This window comes from Campylobacter sp. JH23, assembly GCF_017846595.1.
GTDB classification, from domain to species: domain Bacteria; phylum Campylobacterota; class Campylobacteria; order Campylobacterales; family Campylobacteraceae; genus Campylobacter_D; species Campylobacter_D coli.
The window spans coordinates 253077-270388 of sequence record NZ_JAEQBP010000001.1; the positions used below are offsets into that span (position 1 = coordinate 253077).

Consider the following 17312-nt stretch of genomic DNA (forward strand, 5'->3'; position numbering starts at 1 on the left):
CCAATTTGGAATAAATTATTTTCCTAAATAAATTCGCAAAGCCCTTTCATAGTCTTCTTTGGTATCAATCCCCATGCTACTAGTGTTAATTTGAAGCATTTTTATCTTTTTGCCATTTTCAATAGCTCTTAATTGTTCCAATTTTTCAGCTTTTTCAAGGGCGGAATTTTCCAAAGTGCAAAATTCACGCAAAGCTTTAACACTATAAGCATAAATTCCTAAATGTCCTTTAAAACTTTCCTCATAGTCTGCCCTTTCGTAAGGAATTTTCGCTCTTGAAAAATATAAAGCAAAATCATTTTTATCGCAAACCACTTTCACCAAATTCGGATCGCTTGCATCATCTTTACTGATATCTTTATAACAACTTGCCATAAAAGCTTCTTGTTTCAAACAAGAATTAGCAAATTCTTTAAATTTGGCTAAATTCTCGCATTCTATAAAGGGTTCATCTGCTTGTACATTGATGATGATTTCATCATCTTTTAGACCAAGCTTTTTACAAGCTTCATTGATCCTATCTGTGCCACTTTCATGATTTTTGCTTGTTAAAACCGCTTTAAAACCATATTGTTTGGCAATTTCTAACACTTTTTCATCATCTACTGCTATGCAAACCTCATCCACACTAGAAACCTGTTTAGCAGTAGCGATAAACATAGGCACACCACCTATATCACAAAGAATTTTTTCAGGAAAACGCGTTGAAGCTAGTCTTGTGGGTATGATAATCATTTTTTAATCCATTCTAAAATTTCACCTTCGATATCTCCTATCTCGTAGACTTTTTCATCAGCATTTTTAAGATCAAAAAGCTCTAAAAGATCTTTTTTGATATCTACTTTAAATTCTTTAGCCAAAAGCTCAAAATCTGCTTTTTCATCCTTGCATTCTCTACCAAAAAGTGCTTTTACCATACTCGGAGTAAATTTAGTCCATTCTGCTGTTGAAGTAATAATACTTGGCTTTGAAGTATCAAGCATTTTAAAGCAAGTTGCTGTATGAGGATCGATTAAAATTTTACTCTCTTTAATAAATTTCATACATTCTTCATCAGTACAAAAATCAGCTTCAAAATCCTCTTGTAAGCTTTGCAATTCTTCTTTTTCTAATTTGAAATATTTCTCAGTTTTTAACAAATTCATCAATTCATTAGTCCTAAGATCTGAAAATTTAGAAAATAACAATCTTTCAATATTTGAAGAAATAAGTATATCCATAGCTGGAGAAATCGTCTTTTTTAAACTTCTATCCCTAAGATCATATTCTCCTTTGGTGAAAAAATCAGTAAGGATATTGTTAGCATTAGAAACAATTTTTATCTTAGAAATTTTAGCTCCCATTAATTTAGCATAATACGCTCCTAAAGCATTGCCAAAATTCCCACTTGGTATAAGAATTTCAATCTCTTCTTTAAATTCATGATAAAGTTTTAAGCTTGCATAGTAGTGATAGATGATTTGAAATAAAATTCTACCAAAATTTACAGAATTAGCAGCGCAAAGTCCGTATCCTACTTTGCTTAACTCGTCCTTAAAAGTTTCTTTTGCAAGCAAATTTTTTAAAGTGCGTTGTGCATCATCAAAATCTCCCCTGATAGCAAAAACCTTTAAATTTCCCTTATCTAAAGCTCTCATTTGAAGCTCTTGTATAGCACTTGTTCCACCTTTTGGATACATGCAAAGCACTTTAATATTTTCTAAATTTTCAAAGCTTTTAAGCGTTGCAGGTCCTGTATCTCCACTCGTAGCACAAATGATTAAAATTTTTTCATTTTGAGAAAATTCATTTAAAAGCACTCCAAAAGGTTGCAAAGCCATATCTTTAAAAGCTCTTGTAGGCCCATGCCAAAGCTCGTTGATGTATGTTTTATCTTTTATCTTTTTTAAAGCGATAGGTGAGTTTTTATCATCAAATTTTTCATAACTTTTTAAAGCTTTATCAAACAAAGCCTCATGTCCAAATTCAAAACTCTCTATCAACTTTAAAGCAAATTCTTTATAAGATAAGTTCGTGTATTTTTCCCCATCAAATTGAGGTAAACTTAAAGGCGAATAAAGCCCACCTTGTGGAGCATTGGGATTAACTAATGCATTTTTAAAATCTACTTTATTGTTTATATTTCTACTTTCAACTAGCAACATTAAAACTCCTTATATATTGATATAATTTTTCTTTGAAATTTTCTTTTAATTCTATATTCAATTCTATAATCTGACACTTAAATCCAAAATCCTTCACCTTAACATAATCCTTAAAAGTTAGCATTAAAGTATCACAATGATGCTTATCCAACAAAGCTTGCAATTCTTCTTTTTTAAATTCATAATGATCTTTAAAAAAATAACAAGCCCTAGCCTTTATAAAATGCTCATAAAGCCTAAAAGGCTTTGCAATCGCTGTAACTAAAACTGCCTTAGGATTTTCTTTTACATAAGAATAGCGTATAAAATCCCTACCCTCACAAGCTATAAAATCAGCTTTTTTTTCATAAAATTTAGGCAAACGATAAGCACCGCTTGGTAAGGTAAAATTAAAATAAGGCTTGATCTTGCTTTCAAGCAAAATATCAAATTTTTGGATATGAAATTTAGAAAAAGCATCATCTAAAAGCACTATTTTAGCCCCTAACTCAAAAGCTTTTTGAATTCCTGCTACCCTATCTTCACTTACGATCACACCCTTTACACACTCTTCAAATGCGTACTCCATCGCCTCATCGCCACTTTGTGAAACTTGAGCTAAAATTGCATTTTCATTTTTAACCACAAGCAAACCCTTGCTTTTACGCCTATAGCCTCTAAGCACTATAAAAACGCCTTCAAATTCCCTTGCTATAGCCTTGCAAATAGGCGTTTTTCCATTTCCTCCAAAGCTTAAATTTCCTACGCTTATAATGGGTTTTTTAAAATCAATCTTTTGGCGAAAACAAGTATTTAAAATCGCACATAAACCATAAAGCAAACTCAAAGGTAAAAAAATAAAAGCTAAACATTTTTGAAAAAAGCTGGGCTTAAAAAAATAATTATCAAGCCAAAGTTGATACTTTTTTTCTTCATTCATTATTTATTCAAACTCGCAATTTCAGGCATATTTCTTTTAAAAGCATTGTTTTTTATTCTTGATTGAAGCATATCTAATAATTTTTTATCTAAATTTTCTAATGCTTTCATATCTTGATTTTCAAGCGCTTTTAATCCTTTGTCTATAAGCTCATAAGAAAAACCCAAGTCTTTCTCATCACTTTGTCCTATCCAAAGATCCGCACTTGGAGCTTTTTGAATGAATTTTTCATTTAAATTTAAATATCTTGCTAATCCATAAATTTCACTTTTATAAAGCTCTCCTATAGGATTAAAAGCGTAAGCTAAATCTCCATAAATCGTCCCATAACCCAAAAGTAATTCGCTTTTATTTGAAGTACCAACCACTAAAGCTTTTTTTAAAGCAGAATAATCATAAAGCAAGCTCATTCTAATACGTGCAGCAAAATTTCCCCTGCTTAACTCATCTGTATTTTCACTTTGTTTTAAGAAAGCCTCTAAAATGTCTTGAATTTCTATGATTTTGTATTTTAAATTCAATTCTTGACAAAGTTTTAAAGCATCGTTTAAATTTTCTTGACTAGAAAATTTTGTAGGCATTAAAAGCGCAAAAACATTTTCACCCAAAGCCTTCTTACAAAGCGTCGCCACCAAAGCAGAATCAATCCCCCCGCTAAGTCCTAAAACAACGCCATTTAAGCCCGAGTCCTTAACCTTGTGCTGAATGAATTCACATAAAGTCTGAGAAATTTTTTCACAATCCATAAACTTACCTTTAAACAATCAATGTATAATTATAATTCATTTTAGGTTCAAATTTCAATAAAAAAGGCTAAAAATGCAAATTCTAAAACAAGCTTGCGGTCCTTATGAGACAAATTGCTATATTTTAAACACCTCTAAAGGGGATTTTATAATAGATCCTGGCGTTAATGCTCTAAGTTTTATAAAGCAATACGCTAAAAAACCTTTAGCGATTTTAAACACTCACGGGCATTATGATCATGTATGGGATAATGCTAGAGTAAAAAAAGAATTTGACATTCCTATTTATATCCATAAAAATGATGAATTTATGCTACAAGATCCTTTTGGAAAAGGTTTTGAGCCAAGCAAAGCTGATGTTTTAATCGAAAATGAAGATGAGCTTGAAATTTCTAACACTCGGTTTAAATTCCATTTTCTCCCTGGGCATACGCCAGGCTGTACCATGATAGAACTTATGGGTGAAAATTTGATGTTTAGCGGAGATTTTTTATTTTATAGAAGTATAGGAAGATGGGATTTTCCTTATTCAGATGCTAATTTAATGAAACAAAGCTTGGAAAAAGTGATGACTTATAAAGAAGACTTTAGACTTTTACCTGGACATGGGCAAGAAACAAGCCTTAGAGCTGAACAAGTGCATTTACCTTCTTGGCTTAGATATTTTTAAAGGTGATTTTTGTGAATTTAGATTTTGTGTTGCTTTGCTTCTTTGTTTTTTTAGATGCTTTTGCGCTTTTGGGCTTGCTCTTAGGAAATAAGAAAAAAAATCAATTCAATGATAAAAAATTTTATAAAATTTGTCCTTGCAAACAAATGGCAGAAAATGGCTCTTTAAGTACGATTTGTATTTATTCTGCTGTGGGTGGATTTTTTTATAGTGTATTGTCTATAGGTTATATTGGATTTGGCGATTTATTTTTAAATTTGATTTTCTTATTTACGCTTTTAAGTGCTTATATGGGCTGGAAGCTAAAACTTGATTAAACTCTGTTTTTATAATTGTTTTAAAAAATTTATTTTTATAAGTGCAAGTTTTTAAGCAAGCACTTAAAAAATAAATAATATTTTTTAAGTAAAATTAAATTTTTATCTTACTTAAAAGTCGTTCCACCATCTACGATGAAAGTATGTCCTGTTACCCAGCTTGCTTTATTTGAGCAAAGAAAAAGACAAGCACCAGCTAGATCTTCAGGCTGTCCCATACGATTTAAAGGACTTAAATTTATAGTTGCTTGTTTAACCTCTTCATAATTTGTAAAAGCTCTTAAAGCATCTGTTTCAATCGGCCCACCGCTGACTACATTTACACGGATATTTTTTTCTCCAAGCTCTGTTGCTGCATATCTTGCCATTGCTTCAACCGCAGCTTTTGCTGTGCCGTGTCCTGAGTAATTTTCTATATAAACCAAATTTCCAGTAGAAGAAATTGAAATAATACTTCCACCCCCTACTTTTTCCATTCTCTTAGCTGCTTCTTGAGCTCCTACAACAAAAGCATTTACAGTAGCGGTAAAGATATTGTTAATTCCTTTTGGTTTTAACTTCATAAATTTAGTATAGCCACCTACAACCGCACGTCCTGAAATGATAGCATTTGAGATAAAATAATCCACTCTATCAAAATCCACATCAATTTTTTCAAAAAGTTCTTTATAGGTTTCAGGTTCTAAGATATTAAACTCATAAGCTCTAGCTTTGATTTTATAATTTTTCTCCAAATCTTGAACCATTTCATCAGCAATTTGCGCATTAGAATTATAAGTAAAAGCTATATTTGCACCCACTTTAGCAAATTCATAAACTATAGCTTTGCCTATCCCGCGAGTTCCACCGCTAATCACTAAAGTTTTTCCTTGAAATTCTGTATTCATTAAAATCCTTTGATCTTATATTTTTTCATCACTTCTTCAATTTTAGCAAAATTTTCCTTACTTGGAGAACAAAGAGGAAGTCTAAATTCCAAACTTTCAATAAGTCCTGCTATATACATGGCAGTTTTTATAGGGATGGGATTGCTCTCGCAAAATAAAATTTTATTGATATTATAAAGCTCATCATTAATCTTTTTAGCTTCTTTATAATTTTCTTCCAAAGCCAAATGAGTAAGCTTGCTAATCATATCAGGCAACAAATTTGAAGTAACTGAAATCACCCCTTTGCCCCCATTAGAAAGTATAGGATAATTGATCGCATCTTCACCTGAAATCAATATCATCCTTGGTTCATGCGCAAGCAAATCAACGCATTTGTCTATATTTCCGCTTGCTTCCTTAACCCCATAGATATTTTCACAATCTCTAAATAATTTAATAATAGTCTCAGTGCAAATTTCACAGCCTGTTCTTCCAGGGACATTGTATAAAAGCACAGGAATATCCACACTATTTGCGATCGCTTTATAATGCTCATAAAGTCCTTGCTGTGTTGGTTTGTTATAATAAGGAGCCACACTTAAAATTCCATCTGCTCCATGCTCTTTGGCAAATTGAGCCAAATCCACAGCTTCATGGGTAGCATTACTTCCAGCACCCGCTAGAACTTTAACCTTAGTTCCTTTACAAATATCTACTGCAATTTCAATACAAGTTCTATGTTCTTCATGGGTTAAAGTCGCGCTCTCTCCTGTTGTCCCAACAGGAACTACCGCATCGATGCCATTATCAATTTGTCTTTGTATCAATCTTGCATAACTTTGCTCATCTAACTTGCCATTTTTAAAAGGTGTAATCAAAGCTGTCATTGCTCCGATAATGATATTTTTATCCATTTTTAATCCTTTCTTAAAATCAATGTAGTCGAATTTGATCTATCAAAATATTTTTTAGCGCTTTTAACCAAATCTTGCTCGCACAAATGGGCTATATTGCTTTCATATTCTAAAAGAGGTTTTAAATCCCCTCTAGCCAAATAAGAACCATAAGTATTTGAAACCGCACTTGCTGTATCGAGTGAAAAGATAAAATCACTCTTGACATTATTTTTTACTTTTTGCAAATCCTTGCTCGAAAAATCGCCCTTTTTAAGTCTATCTATGATCTTCCAAAGCTCTTGTTCTACTTTTTCTGCTTTTACGCCCACATTGCAATTACAAATAAAAATAAACAAATTCTCATCTATACAATCATTTGCAAAAGAATAAAACTCATTGACTAAATTTAATTCATCGACTAAAATTTCATTCATCATAGAACTTTTTCCATTTCCTAAAAGTTCTGCTAAGGCATTTAAAGCAGGTATATCCTTATGTTTAAAATTAGGAATTTTAAAACCTATGGCAAGAAGTTCGGTTTGAGTTGGTTTTTTAATCTCTATCCTTTTAGCTCCATCTTGTTTAGGCTCTTTGGTATGAATTTTTGGAATAGGTTTAGTGTTTTTGATTTTTTCAAAATGTTTTTTGGCTCCACTAAAAACCTCTTCGCTATCAATATCCCCACTTACTATCAAAATAGCATTTTTAGGCTGATAATAAGTACTATGAAATTCTTTAATATCTTCTATGCTCCAATTTTCTATATCCTTAAAAAAGCCTATAGGGGTCCAATGATAAGGATGATACATAAAAGCGTGATTAAAAAGTCTAAAGTACAAATACCCTAAAGGATTATTATCCGTTCTCCATCTACGCTCTTCTAAGACCACACTTCTTTCGGGTTGAAATTCCTCATCTTTAAGGCTTAAATTTTCCATAAGCTCCGCAAAAAGCTCTAAGGTTTTGTCTAAATTTTTCTTAGAACATTTGATATAATAATGAGTATAATCAAAACCCGTGCTGGCGTTATCAACCCCGCCAAAGCCCTTAACTATCTCATCAAATTCCCCTGCTTTTAAATTTTTAGTGCTTTTAAAATTTAAATGTTCAAGCATATGAGCTATACCGCTTTTTCCCATGATCTCATTTCTTGAACCCACTTTATAAAAAATATCTACACTGATAACATCGCTGTTTTTATTTACAGGAAAAGTATAAACATCTAGTTTATTTTTTAGTGTAATTTTACTATAGTCTATCATTTTAAATTTGCTCCCACCGCTTCGCTAATATGCATAAAACCATCTTGTTTTAATAATTCTATAAGAGTTTTATTAATATCTCTTACCAATGAAGGCCCCTTAAAAATCAATGCTGTATAAACTTGTATTAAATTAGCTCCATTTTTGATTCGCTCATAAGCAAGCTCGCCGCTATCTATCCCTCCACTTGCAATAAGTAAAGTTTTTCCAAATAAAACCTTAGCAAGCTCTTTAAAGAAAATACCGCTTTTTTCAGTGATGAGCCTTCCGCTTATGCCGCCAAAAGTTCTGTTATTATCAAGAAGAGAATAATCTACACTTGTATTGGCTATGATAAAACCATCTGCTCCTTTTAAGATAGCATTTTCACAAAGCTTTAAAGCGCTATCTATAGGCATATCAGGAGCGATTTTTATCAAAATAGGTTTGTTAGTGATTTTTCTAGCTTCTTCAAGAAGATGACTTAAAAAATCATCATTTTGAAGTTCTCTTAAATTTTTAGTATTAGGTGAAGAAATATTGACGATAAAATAATCACACAAATCTTTAAAATTTCTAAATAAAGTAAAATAATCCTCCAAAGCTTTATCATTGCTTGTGATCTTATTTTTTCCTATATTTGCTCCCAAAGGCAAAACAAAAGGATAAATTTTTGATAATCTTGCGGCGATTTTTTCTGCTCCTTGATTATTAAAACCCATTGCATTTTGTATGCTTTCTTGTTTTACAAGGCGAAATAAACGCGGTTTTTCATTTCCCTCTTGAGGCTTTGGAGTAAAGGTTCCAAACTCTAAAAAACCAAAACCAAGAGCCGCTAAAGGGCGTATCATGGTGGCATTTTTATCAAATCCTCCTGCTAAACCCACAGGATTATTAAAATCAAGTCCTAGTAATTTTTGTTTCAAGCTATCATCATTTACAATATAATTATAAGCAAAAAAGCTCAAAGAGCCTGGCAAAGTGGCATTTAAGGACCTTAAACTGCCCTCCACTAAGGCATGAGCATTTTCAGGATCAAGCTTAAAAAGTAAGGGTTTTATAAAATTATAAAGCATATTATTCCTCGTTTTTTTAAAATTTTAACTAAATTTAACTTAAAACTAGACTTTATCTACTTCTTTGTTTTTAAATTTCTGATAAAGTTCGCAACTTTGCAAAAGCTCTTCATTGCTTCCTATAGCAATCATTTGCCCCTGATCAATCACTGCGATCTTGTCTGCATTTTCTATAGTGCTTAAACGATGGGCAATCATTAAAACAAGTCTATCTTTTTTTAAATTTTCTATAGTCTCGATGATGGCTTTTTCACTTTCATTATCAAGAGCTGAAGTTGCTTCATCAAAAATAAGCAAATCAGGATTTTTATACAAGGCTCTAGCTATGGCAATGCGTTGTTTTTGACCCCCGCTTAAATTTTTACCATGCTCTTTTATCTCTGCATAAATTCCTCCCATTTCTTGGACAAATTCATAAGCATTGGCTAGTTTTAAAGCTTTGATAATCTTTTCTTTATTAGGCTCTTCGCTGTAGGCTACATTTTCAGCAAAGCTGTCGTTAAAAAGATAAATATTTTGTGTTACAAGACCTATTCTATCATGCAAGCTTTCTATGCTAAATTCACTGATATCTAGATCATTTAATAAAATCTCACCCTTTTGCTTATCATAAAAACGCATTAAAAGATTGATGATAGATGATTTTCCACCCCCGCTTGTTCCAACAAGCGCAAGAATTTCACCCTTGTTAAATTCAAAATTAATATCTTTTAAAACACTCTTATAAGGATTTTCATAAGCAAAATCTACTTGTTTAAATTCAATCCTTGCTATACTTTCTAAGTTTTTACTTCCATTTAGAATTTGTGGCTCTAAATCAAGCAAATAAAAAGTCCTCTCGCTTGCTGCTATTGCGCCTTGTAGTCTACCATAAAGCGAAGATAATCTTTTTAAGGGTGTATAAATAGCAAAAAGTGCTGTAATAAAAGCAAAAAAACTACCCACGCTCATCGTACCATGGATCACTTCTCTTCCTCCGATGATAATTACTGCAGCCACTCCAAGCGATCCAATAATCTCCATAAGTGGACTAGTTAGAGCATCAATGCGAGTGGATTTTAAATTCAAACGACAAAGCTCGTTGTTTTGTTTGGCAAATTTTTCGCTTTCTTTGTTTTGAGTATTGCTCGCCTTAATAAGCTCAATATTTGAAAAAATTTCACTCAGTCTTGAAAGCAAATCAGAATTTGTTTCTTGTATACTTCTAGCGTATTTTTTTAATTTTCTAGCAAAATGCACCAAGGGCAAAATCGCACAAGGTAAAACTACTAGAGCAAAAAAAGCCAAAATAGGACTTTGATAAAATATCACTATCAATAAACCCACAATGGTTAAAAGCTCTCTAAAAAAATCAGGAATGATATTAGAAACTATGCTTTGAAGAGCGTTAATATCATTAGTGCAACGACTTACTAGCTCTCCGCTTCTGTTGCGTTTAAAAAAATCCATATCAAGCTTTAAAAGATTTTTTAAAACCTTAAAACGCAAAATTCTTAAAGTATCCATTCCTATAAAACTTAAATAATAAGTTTGTAAATAAAAACCCAAATTCTTTAAAATATAAATAATAACAAGTAGAAAAGGTAAGGTATAGAGCAAGGCCTCATTTTTTTCAACAAAAATATAATCTAAAATAGGCTTTAAAGATGCGAAACTTCCAGCTGTTCCTATACTAGTAAGTATCATCCCAAAAATAGCAATGGCAAATTCTTTCTTGTATTTTTTATAAAAAGGCTTAAAACGGATTAAAACATCTTTAAGAGTCATATCTTTATGCATTTAAATTTTCTCCCAAATCGTTCCTTGCGGCGTATCTTGCAAAGCAATACCAAGCTTGAGCAAGTCTTCTCTGATCTGATCTGCTTTGGCAAAATCTTTATTTTTCTTAGCTTCGTTTCTTTGCAAAATTTGATCTTGAATTTTTTCTTTCAACTCTTTGGCGACACCCCATTGAAAATATAAATTTTCATCCATAAAACCAAAGCCAAAAATTTTAGCCAGTTCGCTTAAAGCTTCTTTGATTTTTTGTTTTAATTCTTTATTTTTACTTTGCTGATCAAGCTCTAAATTTGCATTAGTTATAAACTCATCTAAAAGCGCCAAAGCCTTAGAGATATTTAAATCATCACTTAAAACTTCTAAGATTTGCTTGGCGATATTGCTATGAATCTCTATATCATTTAAAATTCCAAAATCTGGGGTTTTTCCCACAGCAAGTCTTTTTTTAAGACGATAAAACTTATCCAAGCGTTTTTTTACATTTTCTAAATCATCTAAAGAATAATTAAAATGAGCTCTATAATGAGAACTTAAAAGATAAAATCTTAAAGCCTCTCCCATAAAATCTTTGAGTGCATCTTTTAAGAAAAAGCTATTGTTTAAACTTTTGCTCATCTTTTCTCCATTGATTTTTACAAAGCCATTGTGAAGCCAAATTTTTGCCAAAGTTCTTTTGCACGCACAACGACATTGTGCTGCCTCATTTTCATGATGAGGAAATAACAAATCCACTCCACCTGCATGTATATCAAGAGTATCGCCAAAAATAGAATCAATCATAGCCACACATTCAGTATGCCAACCTGGTCGCCCTTTTCCAAATTCACTATCATAAAAATTTTCATCGAATTTCCAAAGAACAAAATCACTCTCATTTCTTTTTTCAACTTCATTACTCAGTCTTGAAACATTTTCTTCTGTGTTACGATGAGATAAGCTTAGATAATCCTCATCTTTGCTAGTATCAAAATACACTCCATCTTCTAAAGTATAAGTAAAGCCATTTTTACTAAGCTTATGGATAAGATCTAACATAGGTTCTATATAATATGTCGCACGAGGTTTAAAATCAGGCTCTAAAACATTTAAAGCTTTCATATCTCTTTCGTAATTTGCTATATAAAACTCAACAAGCTCATTTAAGCTCTTACCGCTTTCACTCATTTTTTTTAAAATTTTATCGTCTATATCTGTATAATTTCTAGCAAATTGCACCCTATAGCCCAAAGAAAGTAAAACTCTACGCAACAAATCAAAACAAACACTGCTTCTAGCATGACCCAAATGCGCATCATCATACACAGTAGGTCCACATAAATAAATATTGACATTATCTTGATCAAGTTCGATTTTTTCTTTTAAAACGCTATCCATTAATTTCATCAAAACACTCCTTTAACACTAGCAACGATCCATAACAAAGCCTCTATAAGATAAGGCTTGATCTCATAAAGCAAAATTGTAAAAACAACAAGTCCTGTAATCATTAAAAAACAAAATTTAAAAGATATTAAAGCAAAAAAGTTCTTAAAACCAAATTCTTTGATATTGGCAATAAGCAAATAAAAAGCACTTAAAGAGCTTGAAAGCGCCACAGCTATAACCTTTAAACTCTCATCTTTGATTAAAAAAATAAAAAGCACAGAGCATAAAGCACTAATAAGCAAAGCTTTAAAGGCGATAAAAGCGGCTGTTTTTTGTTTGAATTTAGCATAAAGCCATAAAGAAAATAATTTTTGTAAGCCAAAAGGCAAAAGCCCTATCAAATAAGCGATTAAAACATAAGCTGTGATAATACTATCTTCGTGAGTAAAATTCCCTCTTTCAAATAAAAGCTTTGAAATTTCTAAAGCAAATACAGAACCTACAATACTTGAAACAATCAACAAAATACTTAAAACCGCTAAAGCTCTTTGCATAAAACTTAAGGCTAAATTTTCTTGATCGCTTTTTAAATGCTTTAAAATTTTAGGAAAAGAAACTTGAGTTAAGGCTATAGCAAAAAGAGCTAAAGGAAGCTGAAAAACGCGGTTTGCATAATAAAGATAAGAAATACTACCCGTCATTAAAAAACTCGCTATTGTCGTATCAAGCAAAGAGCTTATTTGTGTAGCAGAAGAGCCTAAAACTCCATGAAAAAAATTACTATAAAAACCCTCTAGTTTAGCCTTTGCTCGTCTAAATTTCACACTTAATGCCATAGCGCGTATCACAGGATTTTTTCGCAACACCATTAAATGCAAAATCAATTGTGCCACACCGCTTAATACAGTCGCATAAGAAAAATAATAAAGCGTATCTTGAGGAGCATCTTTATCAACAAAAAATGCGGCTATAACTATACTTAGATTAAACAAAGCTGCCGAAAAAGAAGTGATGAAAAATTTTTGTCTATAATTTAAAATCGCTCCTAAAAAGGTAACCAAAAAAATAAAAAACAAATACCAAAAATTAATCGCCACCAAAGGAGAGGCTAAAGCTATAGTATCGGAACTAAACCCAAAAGCAAAAAGCTTGGTAAAAAATGAAGAAAAAAAGCTTACTAAAAGACAAAATAAAAACACTATAACACTAAATTGATACATCACACTCACGCAAAAAGCGCCTTTTTTCTTTGCTTTGACAAAGTTAGGTAAAAAGCTTTGCCCAAACGCCCCTTCAGCGAAAATTCTTCTAAAAAAGGCAGGCATTTTTAATGCTACAAAAAAAATATCACTATAAATTCCAGCCCCCAAAAAAAGAGCGATTAAAACATCACGCGCTAGACCCAAAACGCGAGAAAATAAAATTCCTAAAGCATTGATAATAAAATTTTTAAACACTAAACTCTTCATAAATTTTCACAAAATTTCAAATATAAAAGCTATCATTTTAACTAAATTTGATTAAAAATTGACTATAATATTGAATTTAAATTAAACAATAAAGGGGAAAGTTTTGGCTTTAGATGAGAAAATCATTTCCTATACCGAAAATCCTTCTCGCGAACTTTTATCTGTAGCTTCAAGAACTAATATCGCTTTAAATGAACTTGATTTTCATCTTTTAGCTTTTTCGACACAATATTGTCTTGAAAATACCGAATGGATAAAAATTGCTGAAAAAGATCTCACTCTTTTTGAAAAAGATGAAGTATTTTTAAAAGAGGATTTGCAAATCAAACAAGAGTACAAAATCGAAATTTTTCATCAAACACGCCAAGATAAAACCGCAAATGCTATCAAGCTGATTGCTAATAAAAATTTAACAAAAATTGTCGCTCAAATCAATTTTAATGAGTTAAAATATCATGAAAAATTAACTTTTGAACTTTTGCAAATTATCTACAAAAAAATGTTAAAGCTTAAGTTTTTAATAGGCATTCGTATCTTTGATTTTAAAAAAGAACTCATCCGTATATGCAATGAACACAAGAAAAATACTTTAAATAAAACCTTGCAAATCAATGTAGCCAAAGGTGTTGAACCTATACAAAGCCAAGATGAAGCCTTAGTTTTGCTTTATAAAGAAAAGGCTAAAGATTATACTATAGATGAAAAACGCTCGGGTATTATAGCAGTTGATGAAAATGAAGTTGTATTAAGATATAACAAATTCAAGCAAGGCAAAGAAGGAAAAGACTTAAATTTACATACTTTAAAAGTTATAGATGCTAATCAAAACAAAATCAAATTTAACTGCTCCTCATTAGCATTTAAGACTGTAGAATACGAAGATTACACGGAATATTTGGCGCTAAAAAAGGGTTATGTAGTTGAAGATCAAGATAAATTTGATATTGCAAACTTGCTTGAATTTAATAATAAAGTTGATTTTAAAAATATAGGCATAATCCGCGCAGGATTGGATAAAAATGTAAAAATAAATATCAAATTTATATCCGATATGCAAGATGCTGTTAATTCAGGTGTAGGAATAGAATGCGAAGAACTCAATATCACAGGAAGCGTTGGAAGCAATACAAATTTAAAAGCTACAAGAATGAGAGTTGAAGGCACCACGCACACAAAATCTAAAATTTATGCCAAAGAAGCCTATATAAAAACACATCGCGGTTTTGCTCAAGCAGACAAACTAAACATAGATCTCTTAGAGGGTGGCAATATAAAAGCCAAGGAAGTAAGGATTAAAAAAAGCTTAGGTGGAGTGATAGAAGCAGATAGAATTTATATAGAACAATTAGAAAGCAATAATTCATGTGTGTTTTACAATAATGTTGTCATAGAACGCTTTGAAGGTGAAAATAATAAATTTCATACTAAAATAAAAAAAATGGATAAAGACTACGATCAAGAACTTTTAAAAATAAAGAATGAAATTTCATCTCTTCATCATAAAATAAGCAAACTCAAACAATACATTCTATCAAACAAAAACAATGTTTTAGATATAGAAAAAAAAGTCTTAGAGCTTAAAAATCAAGGACAAAATATACCAAGCCAATATGAAAAATTTTTAAAAAATTTCTCTATACAAAATGCAAACTTAAATAAACTTCAAAACCAAGAAAAAGAACTTTTAGAATATAGAAAAAAAATCCACGATGAGCTTTTAGCACTAGAAGAGGATTTATTTAAAGCTAAATTTATCAACAAAAGTGGAAAATGGAGCGATATGAATGAAATCAGATTTTCGCTTTTAGAACCTAAAGAAGATATTTTTTATTCTTCTTCCACTAAAGAAAGTGCAAAATTTATAGCTTTGAAAAAAATCATACAAAATAATCAAGAATATATAGAGATTGATAAAAAACTTGACTATGAAGAAAAGGATATAGAATGGTTGTTGCCATCGAAGGAATAATCACAAAAAAAGAACCCACTTTTGCTATCATAAAATGCGCTAGTGGTTTAAGCTATGGGGTTTTTATCTCACTTTTTTGTGCTGCTAAGCTTGAAACTCATCAAAAATACGAGCTTTTCATCACTCAAATCATCAAAGAGGATTCTAATAAATTCTATGGTTTTTTAGATAAAGATGAGCAAAAAATGTTTGAAATGCTTTTAAAAGTAAATGGAGTGGGCGCAAGCACTGCGATGGCTATATGCTCAAGTTTGGATGTAAATTCTTTTTATAAGGCTTTAAATTTGGGAGATGAGAGTGTACTTAAAAAAGTTCCAGGCATTGGTCCAAAAAGCGCCAAACGCATCATCGTAGAACTTGGAGATGCCAAAGTCCAACTCGAAAGTGTGAGCGATGATAAAAGCGAAGCCTTGGCTGCTTTGCTTTCTTTGGGATTTAAACAAGATAAAATATTAAGCGTTTTAAGTACTTGCAACGGAAAAGATACAAGCGAACTTATCAAAGAAGCACTAAAAAAACTAGCATAAGGAAAAATAATGAAATTAGCGATACTTTTTGGCGGAAATTCTTACGAACATGAAATCAGCATTGTAAGTGCTGTGGTATTAAAAAAAGTGATAAATACGGATTTGACATTTATTTTTTGCGATGAAAAAAGGAGATTTTATTTAATTCCTAGCGAAAAAATGAATTCTAAAACCTTTAGCGGTGGTGCTTACCAAAAAGAAAAGGAGTTATTTTTAAGACAAAAGGCTTTTTATCATAAAAGTCTATGGAGTGAAAAAAACTTAGATTTAGATTGTGTGATCAACCTCATCCACGGAAGAGATGGAGAAGACGGAAAGATAGCTTCTTTGCTTGAATTTTTTGATATCAAATTCATAGGTCCTAGGGTTGAAGCAAGTGTTTTATCTTTCAATAAAGAGTTCACAAAACTTTACGCACAAAGCGTTGGGGTTAAAACTCTAGATTATCAAATGCTTAGAAAAAGTCAAAAGCAAGATTTTACAGCTCATTTTCCTTGCATTTTAAAGCCTGCACGACTTGGGAGCAGTATAGGGATCAGCATAGCTAAAAATGAAAAGGAATTGGATTATGCTAAGGATGTGGGTTTTGAGTTTGATACTGATATTTTGGTAGAGGATTTTAAAAGTAACATCAAAGAGTACAATCTTGCAGGATGTATGATCAAAGATGAATTTATCTTTTCAATCATCGAAGAACCAAAGAAAAAAGAATTTTTGGATTTTGAGCAAAAATATCTTAGTTTTTCAGGCCATAACGAACTTATCGAAGCTGATTTGAGCGAAGAATTAAAGCAAAAGCTTAAAGATAATTTTGCCAAAATTTATAATCCTTTATTTAAAGGTGCTTTAATCCGTTGTGATTTTTTCATCCTAGATAATGAAGTTTATCTGAATGAAATCAATCCAAATCCAGGCTCTTTAGCAAATTATCTTTTCAAAGATTTTAACAAAATTATAGAGCAACTTGCTCTAAGTATAGAAAGCGAAAAGAAGATTAAAATCACTTATGAATTTTTACATTCTATTAATGGACAAAAAGGCAAATTATAAAGCTTTAAGAGAAAGTATGTTAAATTTTACATAAAATTTTATGTATTTTAGGAAAATTTATGCTTTCTTTTAAACAAGATGAAATCTATACCGCCACAGAAGTTGTGCGAAACTTTAGCCCTTTGATCGAAAAACTAAAAAAAAGCGAATCGGGCAAAATGGTCATCTTAAAAAATAATAAATTTGAGGCCGTTTTGCTCAGTATGAAAGAATTTGAACGCTTGCAAAATGCTATGCAACTCTTAGAAAATATTTACAAAAACCAAAAGGTTTAA

General features: G+C 31.3%; 17 protein-coding genes. 6 read left to right on the forward strand and 11 right to left on the reverse strand.

Translation table 11 applies throughout. The annotated features are described in order from the left end of the window. Nucleotides 1-15: 15 nt before the first annotated feature. The 4 genes from kdsB to KAR88_RS01315 are packed head-to-tail and all read right to left on the reverse strand — an operon-like array spanning nucleotide 16 to nucleotide 3809. Nucleotides 16-735, reverse strand: a complete 720-nt coding sequence (kdsB, locus tag KAR88_RS01300; protein WP_002859834.1) for a 3-deoxy-manno-octulosonate cytidylyltransferase — start codon at nucleotides 733-735, stop codon at nucleotides 16-18. Then, on the reverse strand, nucleotides 732-2144 hold the full coding sequence (gene thrC, locus KAR88_RS01305) for a threonine synthase (protein WP_002799649.1): 1413 nt from the start codon (nucleotides 2142-2144) through the stop codon (nucleotides 732-734). Before thrC ends, kdsB begins: the two co-directional genes overlap by 4 nt. Then, nucleotides 2131-3063, reverse strand: coding sequence for a tetraacyldisaccharide 4'-kinase (locus KAR88_RS01310; RefSeq protein WP_002776725.1), 933 nt, complete (start codon nucleotides 3061-3063; stop codon nucleotides 2131-2133). The genes thrC and KAR88_RS01310 overlap by 14 nt, the downstream gene beginning before the upstream one ends. Further along, the gene (locus KAR88_RS01315; RefSeq protein ID WP_002810518.1) at nucleotides 3063-3809 is read right to left on the reverse strand and encodes an NAD+ synthase; all 747 of its coding nucleotides are present in this window, start codon (nucleotides 3807-3809) and stop codon (nucleotides 3063-3065) included. The genes KAR88_RS01310 and KAR88_RS01315 overlap by 1 nt, the downstream gene beginning before the upstream one ends. A 73-nt stretch (nucleotides 3810-3882) precedes the next feature. Between KAR88_RS01315 and KAR88_RS01320 the strand changes: the two genes are divergently transcribed. Together KAR88_RS01320 and KAR88_RS01325 are read left to right on the forward strand one after the other, a co-directional pair. Continuing rightward, entirely contained in the window at nucleotides 3883-4479 is a 597-nt protein-coding gene (locus KAR88_RS01320; RefSeq protein WP_002776717.1) for an MBL fold metallo-hydrolase, read from the forward strand. 11 nt (nucleotides 4480-4490) lie between these two features. After that, nucleotides 4491-4796 (forward strand): hypothetical protein, encoded by a 306-nt coding sequence (locus KAR88_RS01325; protein WP_002776716.1) that lies wholly within the window; start codon nucleotides 4491-4493, stop codon nucleotides 4794-4796. Nucleotides 4797-4903: 107 nt separating this feature from the next. Here KAR88_RS01325 and KAR88_RS01330 read toward each other — a convergent pair whose 3' ends face one another. From KAR88_RS01330 to murJ, 7 genes are read right to left on the reverse strand one after another with little or no spacing between them, the layout of a single operon-like run. After that, complete coding sequence (locus KAR88_RS01330; RefSeq protein ID WP_002780350.1) at nucleotides 4904-5683, reverse strand: enoyl-ACP reductase; 780 nt, start codon at nucleotides 5681-5683, stop codon at nucleotides 4904-4906. Continuing rightward, on the reverse strand, nucleotides 5683-6579 hold the full coding sequence (gene dapA, locus KAR88_RS01335) for a 4-hydroxy-tetrahydrodipicolinate synthase (RefSeq protein WP_002776714.1): 897 nt from the start codon (nucleotides 6577-6579) through the stop codon (nucleotides 5683-5685). Before dapA ends, KAR88_RS01330 begins: the two co-directional genes overlap by 1 nt. A 2-nt stretch (nucleotides 6580-6581) precedes the next feature. After that, on the reverse strand, nucleotides 6582-7823 hold the full coding sequence (locus KAR88_RS01340) for a pitrilysin family protein (RefSeq protein WP_002776712.1): 1242 nt from the start codon (nucleotides 7821-7823) through the stop codon (nucleotides 6582-6584). Beyond that, complete coding sequence (locus KAR88_RS01345; RefSeq protein ID WP_002776710.1) at nucleotides 7820-8878, reverse strand: quinone-dependent dihydroorotate dehydrogenase; 1059 nt, start codon at nucleotides 8876-8878, stop codon at nucleotides 7820-7822. The genes KAR88_RS01340 and KAR88_RS01345 overlap by 4 nt, the downstream gene beginning before the upstream one ends. A gap of 45 nt (nucleotides 8879-8923) precedes the next feature. Beyond that, on the reverse strand, nucleotides 8924-10657 hold the full coding sequence (locus tag KAR88_RS01350; RefSeq protein ID WP_002822967.1) for an ABC transporter ATP-binding protein: 1734 nt from the start codon (nucleotides 10655-10657) through the stop codon (nucleotides 8924-8926). Further along, nucleotides 10658-12040 carry a cysteine--tRNA ligase gene (gene cysS / locus KAR88_RS01355; protein ID WP_002776706.1) on the reverse strand — a complete coding sequence of 461 codons (1383 nt, stop codon included), beginning with the start codon at nucleotides 12038-12040 and terminating at the stop codon, nucleotides 10658-10660. Beyond that, nucleotides 12040-13491 (reverse strand): murein biosynthesis integral membrane protein MurJ, encoded by a 1452-nt coding sequence (gene murJ, locus KAR88_RS01360; RefSeq protein WP_002776704.1) that lies wholly within the window; start codon nucleotides 13489-13491, stop codon nucleotides 12040-12042. The genes cysS and murJ overlap by 1 nt, the downstream gene beginning before the upstream one ends. A gap of 103 nt (nucleotides 13492-13594) precedes the next feature. On the opposite strand from murJ, the gene KAR88_RS01365 reads away from it, so the two are divergent. The 4 genes from KAR88_RS01365 to KAR88_RS01380 are packed head-to-tail and all read left to right on the forward strand — an operon-like array spanning nucleotide 13595 to nucleotide 17312. Further along, nucleotides 13595-15460 carry a flagellar assembly protein A gene (locus tag KAR88_RS01365; RefSeq protein WP_002785029.1) on the forward strand — a complete coding sequence of 622 codons (1866 nt, stop codon included), beginning with the start codon at nucleotides 13595-13597 and terminating at the stop codon, nucleotides 15458-15460. Further along, entirely contained in the window at nucleotides 15436-15987 is a 552-nt protein-coding gene (gene ruvA / locus KAR88_RS01370) for a Holliday junction branch migration protein RuvA (protein WP_002776701.1), read from the forward strand. The genes KAR88_RS01365 and ruvA overlap by 25 nt, the downstream gene beginning before the upstream one ends. 9 nt (nucleotides 15988-15996) lie before the next feature. Then, entirely contained in the window at nucleotides 15997-17037 is a 1041-nt protein-coding gene (locus KAR88_RS01375) for a D-alanine--D-alanine ligase (protein WP_002780332.1), read from the forward strand. A 59-nt stretch (nucleotides 17038-17096) separates the two neighbouring features. Continuing rightward, on the forward strand, nucleotides 17097-17312 hold the full coding sequence (locus tag KAR88_RS01380) for a type II toxin-antitoxin system Phd/YefM family antitoxin (RefSeq protein ID WP_002776699.1): 216 nt from the start codon (nucleotides 17097-17099) through the stop codon (nucleotides 17310-17312).

Excerpts from the sequence above, each read along its gene's own strand:
- KAR88_RS01310 (WP_002776725.1), bottom strand. The coding sequence starts at position 3,063 with ATGAATGAAGAAAAAAAGTATCAACTTTGGCTTGATAATTATTTTTTT.
- KAR88_RS01315 (WP_002810518.1), bottom strand. The coding sequence starts at position 3,809 with ATGGATTGTGAAAAAATTTCTCAGACTTTATGTGAATTCATTCAGCAC.
- ruvA (WP_002776701.1), top strand. The coding sequence starts at position 15,436 with ATGGTTGTTGCCATCGAAGGAATAATCACAAAAAAAGAACCCACTTTT.
- KAR88_RS01375 (WP_002780332.1), top strand. The coding sequence starts at position 15,997 with ATGAAATTAGCGATACTTTTTGGCGGAAATTCTTACGAACATGAAATC.
- kdsB (WP_002859834.1), bottom strand. The coding sequence starts at position 735 with ATGATTATCATACCCACAAGACTAGCTTCAACGCGTTTTCCTGAAAAA.
- dapA (WP_002776714.1), bottom strand. The coding sequence starts at position 6,579 with ATGGATAAAAATATCATTATCGGAGCAATGACAGCTTTGATTACACCT.
- KAR88_RS01330 (WP_002780350.1), bottom strand. The coding sequence starts at position 5,683 with ATGAATACAGAATTTCAAGGAAAAACTTTAGTGATTAGCGGTGGAACT.
- KAR88_RS01380 (WP_002776699.1), top strand. The coding sequence starts at position 17,097 with ATGCTTTCTTTTAAACAAGATGAAATCTATACCGCCACAGAAGTTGTG.
- KAR88_RS01350 (WP_002822967.1), bottom strand. The coding sequence starts at position 10,657 with ATGCATAAAGATATGACTCTTAAAGATGTTTTAATCCGTTTTAAGCCT.
- thrC (WP_002799649.1), bottom strand. The coding sequence starts at position 2,144 with ATGTTGCTAGTTGAAAGTAGAAATATAAACAATAAAGTAGATTTTAAA.
- KAR88_RS01320 (WP_002776717.1), top strand. The coding sequence starts at position 3,883 with ATGCAAATTCTAAAACAAGCTTGCGGTCCTTATGAGACAAATTGCTAT.
- KAR88_RS01340 (WP_002776712.1), bottom strand. The coding sequence starts at position 7,823 with ATGATAGACTATAGTAAAATTACACTAAAAAATAAACTAGATGTTTAT.
- murJ (WP_002776704.1), bottom strand. The coding sequence starts at position 13,491 with ATGAAGAGTTTAGTGTTTAAAAATTTTATTATCAATGCTTTAGGAATT.
- KAR88_RS01345 (WP_002776710.1), bottom strand. The coding sequence starts at position 8,878 with ATGCTTTATAATTTTATAAAACCCTTACTTTTTAAGCTTGATCCTGAA.
- cysS (WP_002776706.1), bottom strand. The coding sequence starts at position 12,040 with ATGAAATTAATGGATAGCGTTTTAAAAGAAAAAATCGAACTTGATCAA.